10 protein-coding genes and 1 pseudogene are annotated in these 15,167 nt (G+C 68.0%); 8 read left to right on the top strand and 3 right to left on the bottom strand.

Going from position 1 to position 15,167, the window contains the following annotated elements; translation table 11 throughout:
* The 3 genes from O0J73_RS17330 to O0J73_RS17320 all read left to right on the top strand — a co-directional run.
* On the top strand, window positions 1–1,220 hold a 1,220-nt coding region (locus tag O0J73_RS17330; protein ID WP_308309235.1), incomplete at its 5' end, for a DUF3375 domain-containing protein.
* Window positions 1,207–1,908, top strand: a complete 702-nt coding sequence (locus tag O0J73_RS17325; protein ID WP_197563711.1) for a DUF4194 domain-containing protein — start codon at window positions 1,207–1,209, stop codon at window positions 1,906–1,908. The genes O0J73_RS17330 and O0J73_RS17325, both read left to right, overlap by 14 nt.
* Window positions 1,909–1,924: 16 nt before the next feature.
* The gene (locus O0J73_RS17320; protein ID WP_006478003.1) at window positions 1,925–5,305 is read left to right on the top strand and encodes an SbcC/MukB-like Walker B domain-containing protein; all 3,381 of its coding nucleotides are present in this window, start codon (window positions 1,925–1,927) and stop codon (window positions 5,303–5,305) included.
* Between the two features lie 106 nt (window positions 5,306–5,411).
* Here O0J73_RS17320 and O0J73_RS17315 read toward each other — a convergent pair whose 3' ends face one another.
* Window positions 5,412–6,200: a TSUP family transporter gene (locus O0J73_RS17315; RefSeq protein WP_006477938.1), complete on the bottom strand. Its 789-nt coding sequence runs from the start codon at window positions 6,198–6,200 to the stop codon at window positions 5,412–5,414.
* Between the two features lie 93 nt (window positions 6,201–6,293).
* Here O0J73_RS17315 and O0J73_RS17310 point away from each other — a divergent pair, with 93 nt between their 5' ends.
* Window positions 6,294–6,686 (top strand): YchJ family metal-binding protein, encoded by a 393-nt coding sequence (locus O0J73_RS17310; protein WP_197563710.1) that lies wholly within the window; start codon window positions 6,294–6,296, stop codon window positions 6,684–6,686.
* Window positions 6,687–6,689: 3 nt separating this feature from the next.
* On the opposite strand, the gene O0J73_RS17305 is transcribed toward O0J73_RS17310, so the two are convergent.
* Window positions 6,690–7,970: a GGDEF domain-containing protein gene (locus O0J73_RS17305; RefSeq protein WP_197563709.1), complete on the bottom strand. Its 1,281-nt coding sequence runs from the start codon at window positions 7,968–7,970 to the stop codon at window positions 6,690–6,692.
* Between the two features lie 149 nt (window positions 7,971–8,119).
* Between O0J73_RS17305 and egtB the strand changes: the two genes are divergently transcribed.
* The 4 genes and pseudogenes from egtB (at window position 8,120) to O0J73_RS17285 (ending at window position 13,448) form a co-directional block, all read left to right on the top strand.
* Window positions 8,120–9,391 carry an ergothioneine biosynthesis protein EgtB gene (gene egtB / locus O0J73_RS17300; protein ID WP_308309236.1) on the top strand — a complete coding sequence of 424 codons (1,272 nt, stop codon included), beginning with the start codon at window positions 8,120–8,122 and terminating at the stop codon, window positions 9,389–9,391.
* A pseudogene (gene egtD, locus O0J73_RS17295) lies at window positions 9,388–10,362 on the top strand (L-histidine N(alpha)-methyltransferase). Before egtB ends, egtD begins: the two are co-directional and overlap by 4 nt.
* Before the next feature lie 90 nt (window positions 10,363–10,452).
* On the top strand, window positions 10,453–12,639 hold the full coding sequence (locus tag O0J73_RS17290; protein ID WP_308309234.1) for a lytic murein transglycosylase: 2,187 nt from the start codon (window positions 10,453–10,455) through the stop codon (window positions 12,637–12,639).
* Window positions 12,640–12,665: 26 nt separating this feature from the next.
* A complete protein-coding gene (locus O0J73_RS17285) occupies window positions 12,666–13,448 on the top strand; it encodes a DUF2628 domain-containing protein (protein ID WP_197563708.1) in 783 nt (260 codons plus the stop codon).
* Between the two features lie 6 nt (window positions 13,449–13,454).
* Here O0J73_RS17285 and O0J73_RS17280 read toward each other — a convergent pair whose 3' ends face one another.
* Window positions 13,455–14,642: a benzoate/H(+) symporter BenE family transporter gene (locus O0J73_RS17280; RefSeq protein WP_308309233.1), complete on the bottom strand. Its 1,188-nt coding sequence runs from the start codon at window positions 14,640–14,642 to the stop codon at window positions 13,455–13,457.
* Between the last annotated feature and the right edge of the window lie 525 nt (window positions 14,643–15,167).

Raw genomic sequence — 15,167 nt, 5'->3', positions numbered from 1 at the left:
AGGGCTGGCTGGAACGCCGCCTGCCCGAGGGTGCCGACCAGGAACAGTACGAACTGTCGACCGCGGCGCTGCAGGCGATCCGCTTCGCCGATGGCCTCGAGCAGGCCCGCGTGGCGGCCACCGAAAGCCGCCTGGCGCTGGTCATCGAACAGCTCTCGCAGCTGGCGGCGCAGACCGAATCCGATCCGGACGCGCGCCTGTCGGCGTTGCGCGACGAGCGTGATCGCATCGACGCCGAGATCGCCCGCGTCGGTGCTGGCCGCGTGATCGCGCTGGACGGCAAGCGCGCGCTGGAACGCGCGCGCCAGATCATCGGCCTGGCCGACGAACTGACCGAAGACTTCCGCCGCGTGCGCGACGACTTCGAGCAGCTCAACCGCGATTTCCGCGAACGCATCATCGATGACGAGGGCGAGCGCGGCGATGTGCTGTCGCAGCTGTTCGAGGGCGTGGACGTGATCGGCGAGAGCGATGCCGGGCGCAGTTTCCAGGCCTTCTGGCGCCTGCTCAACGACGCCGAACAGAGCGCCCAGCTCGATGCCGCGCTGGAAGCCGTGCTGGCACGCGGCTTTGCGCGACGCCTGGACCGCAACGAACGCAATTTCCTGCGTGGTTTCACCAGCACCATGCTCGAGCGTGGCGGCCAAGTGCACGACGTACTGCAGAACTTCGCGCGCAGCCTGCGCGGTTTCGTGCAGAGCCGTGGCTACCTCGAACAGCGCCGCCTCAATCAATTGTTGAAGCAGGCGCAGTCCGAAGCGCTGGCACTGCGCGATGAGTTTCCCGCACAGCGCGGCATCGGCCGCGACCTGCAGCTGACCACCAGCCGCCTGCGCTCGTGGTCGCAGTGGAAGCTGCATGATCCGCGCAGTGCCCAGGTCGATGGCAATGTCGAGTACAACGACGCCGCTGCGATCAGCCTGGAGAGCGTGGGTGATCTGGTGGCATCGTCCGAGATCGACTTCCGTACCCTGCGTCGTGACCTGCACGACCTGCTCGATGCACAGCCGCGGCTCAGCATCGCCCAGGCTTTGTCGCAGCGCGAAGCGCCGCAGGGCCTGGGCAGTGTCATTGGCTACCTGTCGCTGGGCACGCGCTTCGGCAACGTGGTCGCCGGCGAGCAGGAGCTCGCGCAATGGCGTGGTGGCGACGGCCAGATCCGTCGCGCCCGCATCCCGCTGGTTTGGTTCACCCAGGAGAGACGCCATGAGCTGGCATGAAGATCCCATCGACGCACCGCAGGCGGACGTGGTGGAAGACGCCTACGAAGCCGAGCCGGTGGCGGCCGTGGCGCAGCCCCGCCGTGGCAACGACGTGTACTACCTGGGCGATACCGGGCGCCTGCCGCTGGATGCGCGTCGCGCGCTGTGCCAGCTGCTGATCGGCCCCAGCATCGACCAGCTGCGCCACGCCAAGCTGTGGCCGGCGCTGATCCGCAGCGAAGCCGCCATCCGTTCCGCGCTGGCCGACCTGTTCCTGGAACTGGTGCTCGACCGCGACAGCGGCGTGGCCTTCACCCGCCAGGCCGATACCGAAGACGTGGATGCGCCTGTGCTGCTGCGCACCTCGCCGCTGACCTTCATCGACTCGGTGCTGCTGCTGTTCCTGCGCCAGCAGCTGGCCGAGGCCGATGCGCGCGGCAACCGCGCGGTGGTCGCCGACGCCGAGATGGCCGAAGCGCTGGCCATCTACGAGAAGAACCTGTCCACCGATCGCGCCGGCTTCAATCGCCGCGTCGCCTCGGCGGTGCAGAAGATGAAGGACAACCACATCCTGACCCGCCTCAGCGGCCAGGAAGACCGCCACGAAGTCTCGCCGGCGTTGAAACTGCTGTTCTCCGCCGAAGACGTGTCCCAGCTTTCGGCGGTCTACCGCCAGCTGCGCGAAACCCCGGCCGCCGAGGCCTGAGAGACCCGACCATCGCATGGCTATCTCCAAGCACACTCCCGCCCTGTTCAACGAAGGCCTGCCGGACCCGCGCCTGCAGCAGTTCCGCATGCGCCGCCTGCAGGTGCACAACTGGGGCACCTTCAACGGTTTGACCGAAGTACCGATCGCCGAGCGGGGCTTCCTGTTCGTCGGCCGTTCCGGCTCGGGCAAGTCGACCCTGCTCGATGCCATGTCCGCGCTGCTGACGCCGCCGGCCATCGTCGACTTCAACGCCGCCGCGCGTGAAGCCGAGCGCAGTGGCCGCGACCGCAACCTGGTGTCCTACGTGCGTGGCGCGTGGGCCGACCAGCAGGACAGCGGCACCGGCGAAATCGCCACCCAGTACCTGCGCAAGGGCGCGACCTGGACCGCGCTGGTGCTGGAGTACCGCGCCGGTGATGGCCGCGTGGTCAGCCTGGTGCGCCTGCTGTGGATCTCCGGCAACGGCACCTCGGCCGGCGACGTGCGCAAGCACTACATGATCGCCGAGCGCCCGTTCGACATCGCCAAGGATCTCGGTGGGTTCGACCTGGACCTGCGCAAGCTCAAGCAGAAGCTGTCCGACCTGCACCACTTCGACACCTTCTCCGGCTACGCCGAGCGCTTCCGCGACCTGCTCGGCATCGACAACGAGATGGCGCTGCGCCTGCTGCACAAGACGCAGTCGGCGAAGAACCTGGGCGACCTCAACGTCTTCCTGCGCGATTTCATGCTCGACACGCCGAAGACCTTCGACGCGGCCGAGCGCCTGGTCAGCGACTTCGCCGAGCTCGATGGCGCGCACCAGGCGGTGGTCACCGCGCGCCGCCAGGTGGAAACCCTGCTGCCGGCACGCGCGTACTACAACGATCTGAAGGAAATGCACCGCCAGCGCGGCGACGACGAAGCGCTTAAGCTCGGCGTCGACAGCTTCCGCGAAAGCCGCCGCCAGGCGCTGATCGAAGCGCGCCTGCGCGAGATGGACGTGCGTGACCGTGGCCTGCTAGGCGAGGAAGCCCAGCGCCGCGCCGCGCTGGACAACCACACCGAGCGCCTGGCCGAACTGGAACTGCAGCGCCGCCAGCAGGGCGGTGAGCGCATCGAGGAACTGGAACGCGAGCAGGGCCGTGCCGAGGCCGAGCGCGACCGCCGCCAGGCCAAGCGTGACCAGGCCCAGGAAGCGGCACAGCAGCTGCAGGCCGAACTGCCCGACGATGCGCACGGCTTTGCCGAACTGGTCGAGCGTGCGCAGAACGAACTGCAGGACCGCCAGCGCGCCTCGGCGGCACTGGACGATGCGATCAGCGATCGCCTCGGTGGCAAGCGCGATGACGAGCGCCGCTTCGGCGAAGTGCGCAGCGAGCTGGAGGCGATGCAGCGCACGCCGTCCAACATCCCGGCGCCGATGCAGAAGCTGCGCGCGCGCCTGGCCGAGGAAACCGGCATTGCCGAAGCGGCGCTGCCGTTCGTCGGCGAGTTGATCCAGGTCCGCTCGGAAGAGCAGGGCTGGCAGGGCGCCATCGAGCGCGTGCTGGGCGGTTTCGCGCTGTCGCTGCTGGTCGATGACAAGCACTACAACGACGTCGCCGAGTGGGTGAACCGTACCCACCTGGGCATGCGCTTCACCTACTACCGCGTGCGCCGCAACGATGATGCGTTCGCGCGCGAACCGTCGGCGAAGTCGCTGCTGCACAAGCTGGAACTGCGCGAGCACGTGTTCGAAAGCTGGCTGCGCCGCGAGCTCGGCAAGCGCTTCGACTACGAGTGCGTGGATGCCAAGCAGCTGCGCAACGTCGACCGCGGCATCACCCGCGAAGGCCAGGTCAAGCATCCGGGCGACCGCTTCGAGAAGGACGACCGCAGCGCGGTAGGCGACCGCCGCCGCTGGATCCTCGGCTTCAACAACCACGACAAGGTGGGCGCCTTCGAGCGCGAAGCCCAGGAACTGGCCAAGCGCATCGCCGGCTGCGAGACCGACATCGCGCGCCTGCGCGGCCAGCGTGACCGCGACAATGAGCGTCGCCTGGCCTGCCACGAACTGGTCAGCATCAGCTGGAACGAGATCGACATCGCCGCCCCGCAGCAGCGCCTGAGCGATATCGAGGCCACCCTTCGCGACCTGCGCGAAGGCAATGCCGACCTCGCCAAGCTGGCCACGCAGATCGACGCCGTGCGCGCCGACATCGAGCAGTCGCGTCGTACCTATGAAGACGTCCGCGTCGAGCGTGGCCAGCTGGTCAAGGAGCGTGATCGCCTCGACCGCGCGCGCCAGCAGAGCCGTGCACTGGTGCTGCCGAGCCTGGCCCAGGAGCAGGAAGCGGGTCTTTCCGAGCGCCTGCAGGAGCAGGGCCCGCTCAGCCTGGAAACGCTGGAAGCGCACATGCGCCAGGTCAGCAACGCGCTGAACGAGCAGCTGTCGTCCTCGCAGCAGGACCTCAACCGCATCGAGAACCAGCTGATCGGCTGCTTCCGCCGCTTCATCCAGCAGTGGCCGGAAGAATCGGGTGACTTCACCGTCTCGGTGGCTTCGGCCGAGGACTTCCTCGCCCGCCTCGAACGCCTGGAGCGTGATGGCCTGCCGCAGCACGAAGAACGCTTCTTCGACCTGCTGCAGAACCAGAGCAAGAACAACCTGCTGGCCCTGCAGCGCCACAGTGCAGAGGCCCGCAAGTCGATCGGCCAGCGCCTGGACGAAGTGAACGCCAGCCTGGAACAGGTGCCGTTCAACCGCGGAACGCTGCTGACCATCGAGCTGAGCGACCGCCGCCTGCCGGAAGTCGGCGAGTTCCATCTGCAGCTGCGCGAGGTGCTGTCGCAACAGCAGACCGAGCAGCGCGAGCTGGCCGAATCGCAGTTCACCGTGCTGCGCCAGCTGGTCAACCGCCTGGGCTCGCAGGAAGGCGAGGACAAGCGTTGGCGCGAGCTGGTGCTGGACGTGCGCATGCACGTGGAGTTCATCGGCGTCGAGCTGGATGCGGAAACGCGCCAGCAGGTCGAGATCTACCGCAGCGGCGCCGGCAAGTCCGGTGGCCAGCGCCAGAAGCTGGCCACCACCTGCCTGGCGGCAGCCCTGCGCTACCAGCTCGGCGGTGCCGACAGCCAGTTGCCCAGCTATGCCGCGGTGGTGCTCGACGAGGCCTTCGACAAGGCCGACAACGAGTTCACCGCGCTGGCGATGAACATCTTCGACAACTTCGGCTTCCAGATGGTGGTCGCCACCCCGCTGAAATCGGTGATGACGCTGGAACCGTTCATCGGTGGCGCCTGCTTCGTCGAGATCAGCGGCCGCCACGACTCCGGCGTGCTGCTCATCGAGTACGACGAAGAAGGCAAGCGCCTGAAGCTGCCCGAGCGCAGCCGCCAGCAGGCCAACGAACCGGAAGAAGCCGAGGCCTGACCGCCTCGGTCCAGCGACCCGTAGAGCCGAGCCATGCTCGGCTGCTCTTCGCGACCGGAAACAACGTGCCAACCAAGGTTGGCACCTACCGTGGCATGACGCTCATTCACGCACCGCGGAACGTATCCCACGCCATCCGTGCGATCAGCACCACCACCAGCCCCACGAACAGCTTGCGGATGAACGGCGTGCCGCCCTTCAGCGCCAGCCGCGTGCCGACCACCGAGCCGATGATGTTGGCCGCCGCCATCGGCAGCGCGAACAGCCACAGGATGTTGCCGGTCGGCACGAAGAACGAGATCGCCGCCACATTGGTCGCCAGGTTCACCACCTTCGATGCGGCCGATGCACGCAGGAAATCCAGCCCGAAGAAGCGCACGAACAGGAAGATCAGGAAACTGCCGGTGCCCGGCCCGAAGAAGCCATCGTAGAAACCGATCGCCGCACCGATCGCCAGCGCGATCACCAGCTCGCGGCGGCCGATTTCCTGCGGCCGGTGCAGCGCACCGAAGTCCTTCTTCCACAGCGTGTAGGCCAGCATCGCGATCAGCAGCACCAGCACCAGCGGGCGCACCGCATCCTTGGGCAGCAGGCTCACCGCCGTGGCCCCGGCGAACGAGAAGATGAAGGCGGTGCCGGCCGCGAACAGCACCGGCTTCCACGGGAAGCGCACATTGCGCGCATAGCGCCAGGCCGCCGCGCCGGTGCCGAACATCGAACTGAACTTGTTGGTACCGAACAGCATTGCCGGCGTCTGCTGCGGCAGCACCGTGAACAGGCCGGGCAGCTGCACCAGGCCACCGCCACCGACGGCGGCATCCACCAGGCCGGCGATGAAGGCGATCACCACCAGCCACCACAACTCAGGGGGAACCAGTTCCAGCACGGCGATCATTCAAGGTGAGGGCGCGACAGCATACGCCTGTCCTGCTGCAACTGGCCTGTGCCACGCGTGGATCAATCCGTGCAACCCGGCGACAATGCCGGCATGAGCCGACAACCCGCCGATCCCTGTCCCTGCGGCCTGGCCGCCGACTATGCCGCCTGCTGTGGGCGCTTCCATGCCGGCGAGGCCGCACCGGATGCCGAGCGCCTGATGCGTTCGCGCTACAGCGCGTATGTGCGTGGCCTTGCCGATTACCTGCGCCAGACCTGGCACCCGGACACCCGTCCCGCCGAGCTGTCTCTGGACGAAGCACCCGGCCAGCGCACGCATTGGCTGGGCCTGACCGTGCACGAGCACACGCCCACCGGCGAGGACAGCGCGGACGTGCGCTTCACCGCGCGCTACCGCATCGGCGGCGGCAGTGCGGTGAAAATGACCGAACATAGCCGCTTCCTGCGCATCGACGGCCGCTGGTACTACCTCGACGCGGTCTGAGCCTCAGCCGCCGCGCACGGCCAGCACGCGCTGGCCGGCGTGCGCGTGCACCTGGTTGCGGCCGCCGTCCTTGGCCAGGTACAGCGCCTGGTCGGCCGCCTTGATCACCGCCGCCGGCCGCGGGTTCTCGCGGCTGTCGGCCAGACCGATGCTCACCGTCACCTGCACCACCTGGCCGCTGCCGCCGCGGCCGCGCTGCTGGCGGCCGGTGTCGTCATCGCGGCTGCGGGTACTGCGGTCGCGCAGCTGCATGCGGGTGGCCTCGATGCTCTGCCGCAGTGCTTCCACGGCATCGACACAGGCCGCCGCCGGGCGGTCCAGGAACACCACGGCGAACTCCTCGCCGCCATAGCGGAACGCGCGACCACCGTCGCCTACCCGCGACAGCCGCGAGGCCACCAGGCGAAGTACATCGTCGCCGGTGTCGTGGCCATGGGTGTCGTTGAACGATTTGAAGTGGTCCACATCCACCATTGCGATGCTGTAGGTGCCGCGTGCCCGCTGCACGGTCTCGTTGAACGCGCGGCGCCCCGGCAGGCCGGTCAGTTCATCGCGGAAGGCCATGTGGAAGGACTCCTGCAGCATCGCACCCAGCATCAGCAGCAGGGCAGCACTGCTCAGTGCCGGCAACAGCACCGGTTGCAGGAAAATCCGCGGCAGCATCCACCACAGGCAGAGCAGGGCCAGCAGCATCGCGGTGTGCAATGGCCGCGGATGCCGCCACGCCTGCCAGCCCAACGCAGCGGTGGCCAGCAGGAACAGCAGGGCCGGCACCTGCGCCAGCGCGTTCCATTCGGCTGGAATCCAGCGCAGGTGTCGGTTCGACAGCAGGTCGTGCATGCCGCTCGGCTGCTGTGCTGCCAGCAGCAGGAAGACGGCAAGCGCCAGGCCGCAGACCACGCCGCGCAGCAACAGGTCCTGGCGTCGGCGTCCACGCTCCGGCCACAACGCCAGTCCGGCGAACAACAGCGGCAACCAGGCCGAAATGGCATGGAAGCGCAGCGGGGTCAGGGCGGTGACATGGCCACTGCGCAGGTAGCCACCCACGTCCTGGTGCAGCAGCGCGAACACCACCGCTACCAGCAGCAACAGGCACAGCGCACGCACCTGGTGGTAGAGCAGGGCCAGCCCGGCGCCAAGGCTGGCCAGCAGCCACGGCAGGATGCGCTGGGCCGGGCTGGCAACGTCTTCGATGCCCAGTGCCGTCCACAGCAGCAGTGCGACCAGCACGGCGGGCAGCACGAACAGGTAATGCGCAGGCTGGCGGAGCGGATGCAGGGGCAAGCAGGAATTCCAGCGCGGGACGACGCGGCCGCAGCACTGCCGTTAGCGGCGTTCGCGCCGGCTTCTTGAATGCGGCGCGGTCACGCTTGTGAACGCGTTGACGTCGAACCATGACATCGCACTCACCCGCCGCCGCCGATGCTGACGGCATGGACAGCGTAGCCACCGCCGTCGCTGCCCCGCAGCGTGATCTCGCCCGCCGGTTTGCCCACGTGCGCGACCGTAGCGTGCAGCTGGCGGCCCCTCTCAGCGCTGAAGACGCGATGCTGCAGAGCATGGCCGATGCCAGCCCCAGCAAATGGCACCTGGCGCACACCACCTGGTTCTTCGAGCGCTTCGTGCTGGCCGGCTTCCCGGCTGCAGCTGCGCATGACCCGGCATGGGACTACCTGTTCAACAGCTATTACAAGAGCATCGGTCCGGCACACGCACGGCCGCAGCGAGGCCTGTTGTCGCGCCCCTCGCTGCAGCAGGTGTACGACTATCGCCAGCAGGTCGATGCGCAGGTGCAGGCACGGCTGGCCAACGGCGATCTCGACCCGCAAGCACTGCAGCATCTGCAGCTGGGCCTGCAGCACGAGCAGCAGCATCAGGAACTGCTGCTGACCGACATCAAGCATGCCTTCTGGTGCAACCCGCTGCAGCCGCCGTACCGTGAGGATCTGCGGCCTGCCACCGGCATCGCCAGCGCACAGGGCTGGGTCGAATCGCCCGAACGCATCGTCACCGTCGGCGCCGCCGCCTGGCCCCGCCACGCCGCCTTCGCCTATGACAACGAGTCGCCGCAGCACCGCGTGCTGCTGCCCGCCCATGCCCTGGCCGAGCGCCCGCTCAGTAATGCCGAGTACCTGGCCTTCATCGAGGCCGGCGGTTACCGCGAGCCGCGCTGGTGGCTCAGCGAGGGCTGGGCACTGCGCGAAAGCGAAGACTGGCAGCACCCGCTGTACTGGGACGACGCCCTGCAGCGCGAATACACCCTGGGCGGCTGGCGCGAACTGGACCCGCATGCACCTGTCTGCCATCTCAGCTACTACGAGGCTGATGCCTGTGCCCGCTGGGCTGGTGCGCGCCTGCCCAGTGAGTTCGAATGGGAAGCCGCCGCTGCATTACGCCCGGTGAGCGGCCATTTCGCCGATGACGATCACCTGCACCCGCAGGCAGCGCAGGGTCACGGTCTGCGCCAGCTGTTCGGCGACGTCTGGGAGTGGACCCACAGTGCCTACGGCGCGTATCCGGGCTTCCGCCCGTTTGCCGGCAATCTCGGCGAGTACAACGGCAAGTTCATGTGCGGCCAGTGGGTGCTGCGCGGCGGCAGCTGTGCCACCCCACGCGGGCATGTGCGCGCCAGCTACCGTAACTTCTTCATGCCGCCGGCGCGCTGGCAGTTCTCCGGCCTGCGCCTGGCCCGGTACCTGACATGAGCACCGTGCATGACGCGTTGCGGGCGTTGACCGACCTCACGCCCGGTCGCCAGCAGATCCTCGCCGACGCCGTGGACGGCTTGTCGCGCGCCGAGCGCCAGCTGCCCTCCAAGTAATTCTACGATGCGCGCGGCTCGCGCCTGTTCGAACAGATCACCCAGACCCGCGAGTACTACCCCACGCGTACCGAGCTGGCGCTGCTGGCCAGGGTGCTGCCCGACATCGCGCGGGTGGTGGGCCCGCACGTGCACGTGGTTGAACTGGGCAGCGGCAGTGGCCGCAAGACCGCGCTGCTGCTGGCCGCGCTGCAGGACCCGGTGGCCTACACCCCGATCGAGATCTCGCGCGCCGCACTGCTGTCCAGCATCGACCACCTTGCACCGGCGCTGCCCGACGTGGAAATGCTGCCGGTGTGTGCCGACTTCACCCGTCCCGTCGCCCTGCCCACGCCCGAGCGGGAACCGGCGCGCCGGCTGCTGTTCTTCCCCGGCTCCACGCTGGGCAACTTCACCGGTGACGACGCGGTGGCGTTGCTGCGCGCGATGCGCCAGACCATGGACCGCGATGGCCTGGCCCTGGTCGGCATCGACCTGCACAAGGACCCGGCGCTGATCGAAGCGGCCTACAACGATGCACAGGGCGTCACCGCGGCCTTCACCCTCAACCTGCTGGCCCGGCTCAACCGAGAGATCGGCAGCGACTTCGACCTCGACGGGTTCCGCCATCGCGCCCGTTACAGCACCGCGCGGCTGCGCATCGAGACCGACCTGGTCAGCCAGCACGAGCAGGACGTGCACCTTGACGGCCGCACTTTCCACTTCGAGGCCGGTGAGCCGATCCGGGTGGAGTACAGCCACAAGTACACCGACGACAGCTTCGAATGGCTGCTGCAGCAGGCCGGCCTGCAGGTCGTGCAGCGTTGGAATGCCGACAGCCCCGCCTACGGTCTGCGCCTGCTGCGCGCCATCTAGTCGCCTGGTCCGCCATCAGCCGGCCTCGCTTCAGGTTCGGCGGCAGGGCTCCGCCTAAGATGGTCCTGCAACGGCAACACGGAGGACGCCATGCCCATTCTGACCACGCTCGGCCTGGCGGCCGCTCTCGCAACGGCGCCGCAGGTGTCGGCGCCAGCGACCATCACCGTCGACCCGGCGTTCGGCCGCTGCCTGGCCGGCCTGCAGGCCACGGCCGCCAGCCAAGGCATCAGTGCCGACCGCTTCGCCGAGATCACGGCAGGCCTCACGCCCGACCCCAGCGTGCTCGGCCTGCTCGACGCACAGCCGGAATTCACCACACCGATCTGGGACTACCTGGCCGCGCTGGTCGATCGCCAGCGGGTCGACGACGGTCGCGCCCAGTTGCAGCAGCATCGCGACCTGCTGGAACGCGTGTCGGCGCAGTACGGCGTCGATCCGGCCACCATCGTCGCGGTCTGGGGCGTGGAGAGCGACTACGGTCGCGTGTTCGGCAAGCGCCCGCTGCTGCAGTCGCTGGCCACGCTGTCCTGCGCCGGTCGCCGCCAGGCGTTCTTCCGTGGCGAACTGCTGGCCCTGCTCACGCTGATCAACCGCGGTGACCTGCAGGCGCAGGGGCTGACCGGTTCCTGGGCAGGTGCCTTCGGCCACACCCAGTTCATGCCCAGCACCTACGCGCGCATCGCCGTCGATGGCGACGGTGATGGCCGCCGCGATCTGGTCGGCAGCATTCCCGATGCGCTGGCGTCGACGGCCAACTACCTCAAGCGCGCCGGTTGGCGCAGTGGTGAGCCGTGGGGCATGGAAGTGCGTGTTCCGGCCGGCTTCAATGCCAGCCAGGCCGGCCGCACCCAGCGCCGGGCGCTGGCCGACTGGCGGGCGCAGGGCGTGACCGCGATGGATGGCAGTGCACTGGCTCCGGCCAACCTGCCCGCCGATGCACGCGCCGCCCTGCTGCTGCCGGCCGGCAGCAAGGGCCCGGCGTTGCTGGTGTTCCGCAACTACGACGCGATCTACAGCTACAACGCTGCCGAAAGCTATGCGCTGGCGATCGCTACGCTGGCCGACCAGCTGCGGGGCAGCAAAGGCCTGGCCACGGCGTGGCCGACCGATGATCCCGGCATCGGCCGCGATGAGCGCCGCCAGCTGCAGACCCTGCTGCTGGCCCGTGGCCACGACATCGGCGCTGCCGACGGCATGATCGGTGTCGCCACGCGTCGTGCGATCCAGGCCGAGCAGCAGCGCCTGGGCTGGGTCAATACCGATGGCCGCGCCGGACAGCGTATCCTGCGCGCACTGCAGAACACGCCGGCTACTGCGCCGGTGCCCACCCGTTTCACGCTTCCCAGCAACTACAGTGCCGTGCAGTCGCCGGCCATACGGAGTCGATCCAACGTGCAGCAGATCCAGGGCGTACGCAGCGGGCAGTACCAAGGGCTCGATGCCTGGCTGGTGGAAACCGCCGAGGCCAGCGCCGCCATCAGTGTCTTTGGTGGCCAGCTGCTTTCCTTCGTGCCCAAGGGCCAGGCAGACGTGATGTGGCTGTCACCGCGACGTGCCGAATTGCCCACGCCCATCCGGGGAGGCAGCCCCGTATGCTGGCCGTATTTCGGCCGACAGGGCCAGGGCAACGACGTGCCCGCCCACGGCTTCGTGCGCACCTTGCCGTGGGAACTCCAGCAGGCCCGTCGCCTGGATGACGGCAGCATCGAGCTGACCATGGCGCCGCCGGTCCTGCAGAGCCTGGACCTGCGCCTGCGCATGACCGTCCGCGTGGGACGCCAGTTGACCCAGCAGCTGATCACCGAGAACACCGGCAGCACGCCCGCCACCATCACCCAGGCGCTGCACAACTACTTCCGCGTGGGGGATGCCAGCGCGGTGGAAGTCGATGGCGTGGACGGCCTGGACTATCTGGACAAGTTCGAGAACTATGCGCAGCCGCGTCGGCAGCAGGGCCCCTGGTCGTTGCGCGACCCGCGCGACCCCGGCCGTAGCGATCGCATCTATACGCAGGCCAAGGGCCACTATGTGCTGCGTGATCCGGTGCTCAAGCGCCGCATCGACATCCGTACCGACGGAAGCCGTTCGCTGGTCGCGTGGAATCCCGGTGCCGAGGCTGCGGCGAAGATGGCCGACGTCGGCGCGGGCTGGCGCGACTATGTTTGCCTGGAAGCCGCCAATGCCGGACCCGACGTGGTGACCCTGCCGCCGGGCGGCAGGCATATGTTGTCACAGACGTTGTCTGCGGCACCATGGACGCCGGCCAACCAGTAACGCATCAACGCAACCAGGACGTTTTCATGCAGGAAGCACAGTGGTGGTACGCCAACAGCAGGCAGAGCGAAGGGCCGGTCGATCTTGCCGGCCTGCGTCGCCTGCAGCAGGACGGGACGGTGACGGCGCGTACGCTGCTGTGGCGCGAAGGCATGCCGTCGTGGCGACCGTTGGCCGAACTGGACCCTTCGGTGGCGACAGCCGAGCCGGTCGCCGCGCCGCTTGAACATGCGGTGGTCGCGCCTGTCGCCGCTGCAGATCCCGCAGATCCCGCAGATCCCTACCGCGCGCCCGCGACGGCGGCCACGGCCACGGCCACGGCCACGCCCGCCGCCGGGCTGGAGGGCGAGATGGCGTTGTATGCCGCCGTGGTCGGAGGCAACTTCCCAACCTATCGCCAGCGCTGGCGGTTGGATCAGGGCATCGCCACGGGCAGCGGCACCTGGCACTGGCCGGCGTTCCTGCTGGGCCTGGTCTGGATGATGTACCGCAGGATGTATCGCCTCGCAGCGATGTGGGCGGGCCTGCTGCTGCTGATCAGCGTGATCGAGACGCTGCTGGATGTGCCTGATGGCCTGTCGCTGATCATCACTGTCGCGCTCAGCATCACTACCGGTGCCTTCGGCAACACCTGGTACCTGGCACATTGCCAGCGCCTGATTGCCCGGGCCCGAGCGGAGAGCCCGGGCGACGAGGCGCGGTTGCACCGTGAGCTGAGCGCGCGCGGTGGCACCAGCGTGGTCGCCACTATGATCGCCCTCGTCATCGCGGCGGTGCTGAGTACCGTCGGTGCCGGATTGGCCGGGTAGCCCGGGTCAGCGGCCCTGGCGGGGCCGCAGCACCAGCAGGCACAGCGCGCCGGCCACCAGGCCCCAGAACGCCGAACCAATCCCGGCCAGCGATACGCCCGAGGCGGTGACCAGGAAGGTGACCAGTGCCGCCTCGCGGTCACGCTCCACCGCCAGTGCACTGGCCAGGCTGTTGCCGATGGTGCCGAACAGTGCGATACCGGCCACGCAGGCCACCAGTTCCCTCGGGAACGCGGCAAACAGCGCCGCCACCGTGGCGCCGAACAGGCCGATGACAATATAGAAGGCGCCTGCAGCCATGGCAGCGGTGTAGCGTCGTGCTGGATCCTCGTGCGCATCGCGGCCCATGCAGATCGCTGCCGTGATCGCCGCCAGATTCAGCGCGTACGCGCCGAATGGCGCCAGCAGGGTGTTGACCACGCCGATCCAGCCGATCAGCGGCGACACCGGGGCGTCGTAGCCGGAGGCACGCATCACCGCCACGCCGGGAATGTTCTGCGAGGCCATGGTGACCACGAACAAGGGCAGGGCGATGCCGGCCACGGCGGTCCAGGACAAGGACGGGGTCACCCACTGCGGTATCGCCAGTTGCAGGTGCACCTGCTGTGCGTGCAGCAGGCCACGGCTGGCGGCGACCGCGATACCGACCAGCAGGGTGGCGATGACGGCGTAGCGCGGGAACAGGCGGCGCCCGGCCAGCCAGGTGGCGAACATCGCCAATGCCAGCACCAGCTGGCTGTTCATGGCCACGAACACATCCAGGCCGAAGCGCAGCAGCACCCCGGCCAGCATGCCCGCGGCCAGCGCCATCGGCACCCGCTGCATCAACCGGGCGAACAGGCCCGAGAAGCCCGCCAGCATGCCCAGCACTGCGGCGAGCAGGAAGGCGCCGGTCGCTTCAGAGAGCGAAGCACCGCCGGCACCCACCACCAGCATGGCCGCACCCGGGGTCGACCACGCGGTCACTACCGGCACGCGATAGCGCAGTGACAGGCCAATGCAGGTCACGCCCATGCCCAGCCCAAGCGCCCACATCCACGAGGCGATCTGCGCCTGGTCGGCACCGACGGCCTGCGCGGTCTGGAACACGATCACGGCGGAACTGGCGAAGCCGACCAGCACTGTAATGAAGCCGGCAACGATCGCCGGCATCGAAAGATCGCGCCACCACGTGCGTGCCACCTGCATGCTCATTGCTTTCTCTCCACTGTGCATCCCTGCATTGATAGCGGCTGCGGCGTTGACCGCGCAACGCGCGGGCAACGCCGCAGTGATCTTCGAGCGTACGTCATGCGTGATGTCACGACGCTTCTGTCATCACCCTGCAAAAAAGCCTTGACGAAATCTGCAGGATCTCTAGAATTCGCTCCCTTGCTGCAGCGCATCGCTTCTTCGGAAACGGCACGCGAACAGCGACGCCACCGCCGACGAACGAGATGATCGAACGAAGGTGTTGACGGACTGGAAAAGTCCGGCATAATAGGCGGCTCGCAACGACGAAAGGCCCTCGGGTCCAACGACGAAGCGGCATCGGCAACAACGTCCACCCCGGTGAGACGGCCTTGAAAAAGGTGTTGACGAAGCAGAAAAGCCGGCTATAATGGGCGGCTCGCTACGAAGAAAACTTCGCAGCACACGGGAGCGGCGCTGAGGCCACTTCCCCGGATCTTTGAAAGTATGCGCAGGTATCTTGTGAAGGCGCCTGCAGGAAGGATGATT

It is taken from the genome of Stenotrophomonas sp. Sm6012 (genome assembly GCF_030985895.1).
GTDB lineage: Bacteria > Pseudomonadota > Gammaproteobacteria > Xanthomonadales > Xanthomonadaceae > Stenotrophomonas > Stenotrophomonas forensis.
Note: the sequence above shows the minus strand (reverse complement) of the source record. Positions and strands in the feature narration are given on the sequence as shown.

Coding starts and splice junctions, on each gene's coding strand:
- O0J73_RS17280 (WP_308309233.1), bottom strand. CDS start 14,642: ATGAGCATGCAGGTGGCACGCACGTGGTGGCGCGATCTTTCGATGCCG.
- O0J73_RS17315 (WP_006477938.1), bottom strand. CDS start 6,200: ATGATCGCCGTGCTGGAACTGGTTCCCCCTGAGTTGTGGTGGCTGGTG.
- egtB (WP_308309236.1), top strand. CDS start 8,120: ATGGACAGCGTAGCCACCGCCGTCGCTGCCCCGCAGCGTGATCTCGCC.
- O0J73_RS17290 (WP_308309234.1), top strand. CDS start 10,453: ATGCCCATTCTGACCACGCTCGGCCTGGCGGCCGCTCTCGCAACGGCG.
- O0J73_RS17285 (WP_197563708.1), top strand. CDS start 12,666: ATGCAGGAAGCACAGTGGTGGTACGCCAACAGCAGGCAGAGCGAAGGG.
- O0J73_RS17325 (WP_197563711.1), top strand. CDS start 1,207: ATGAGCTGGCATGAAGATCCCATCGACGCACCGCAGGCGGACGTGGTG.
- O0J73_RS17310 (WP_197563710.1), top strand. CDS start 6,294: ATGAGCCGACAACCCGCCGATCCCTGTCCCTGCGGCCTGGCCGCCGAC.
- O0J73_RS17320 (WP_006478003.1), top strand. CDS start 1,925: ATGGCTATCTCCAAGCACACTCCCGCCCTGTTCAACGAAGGCCTGCCG.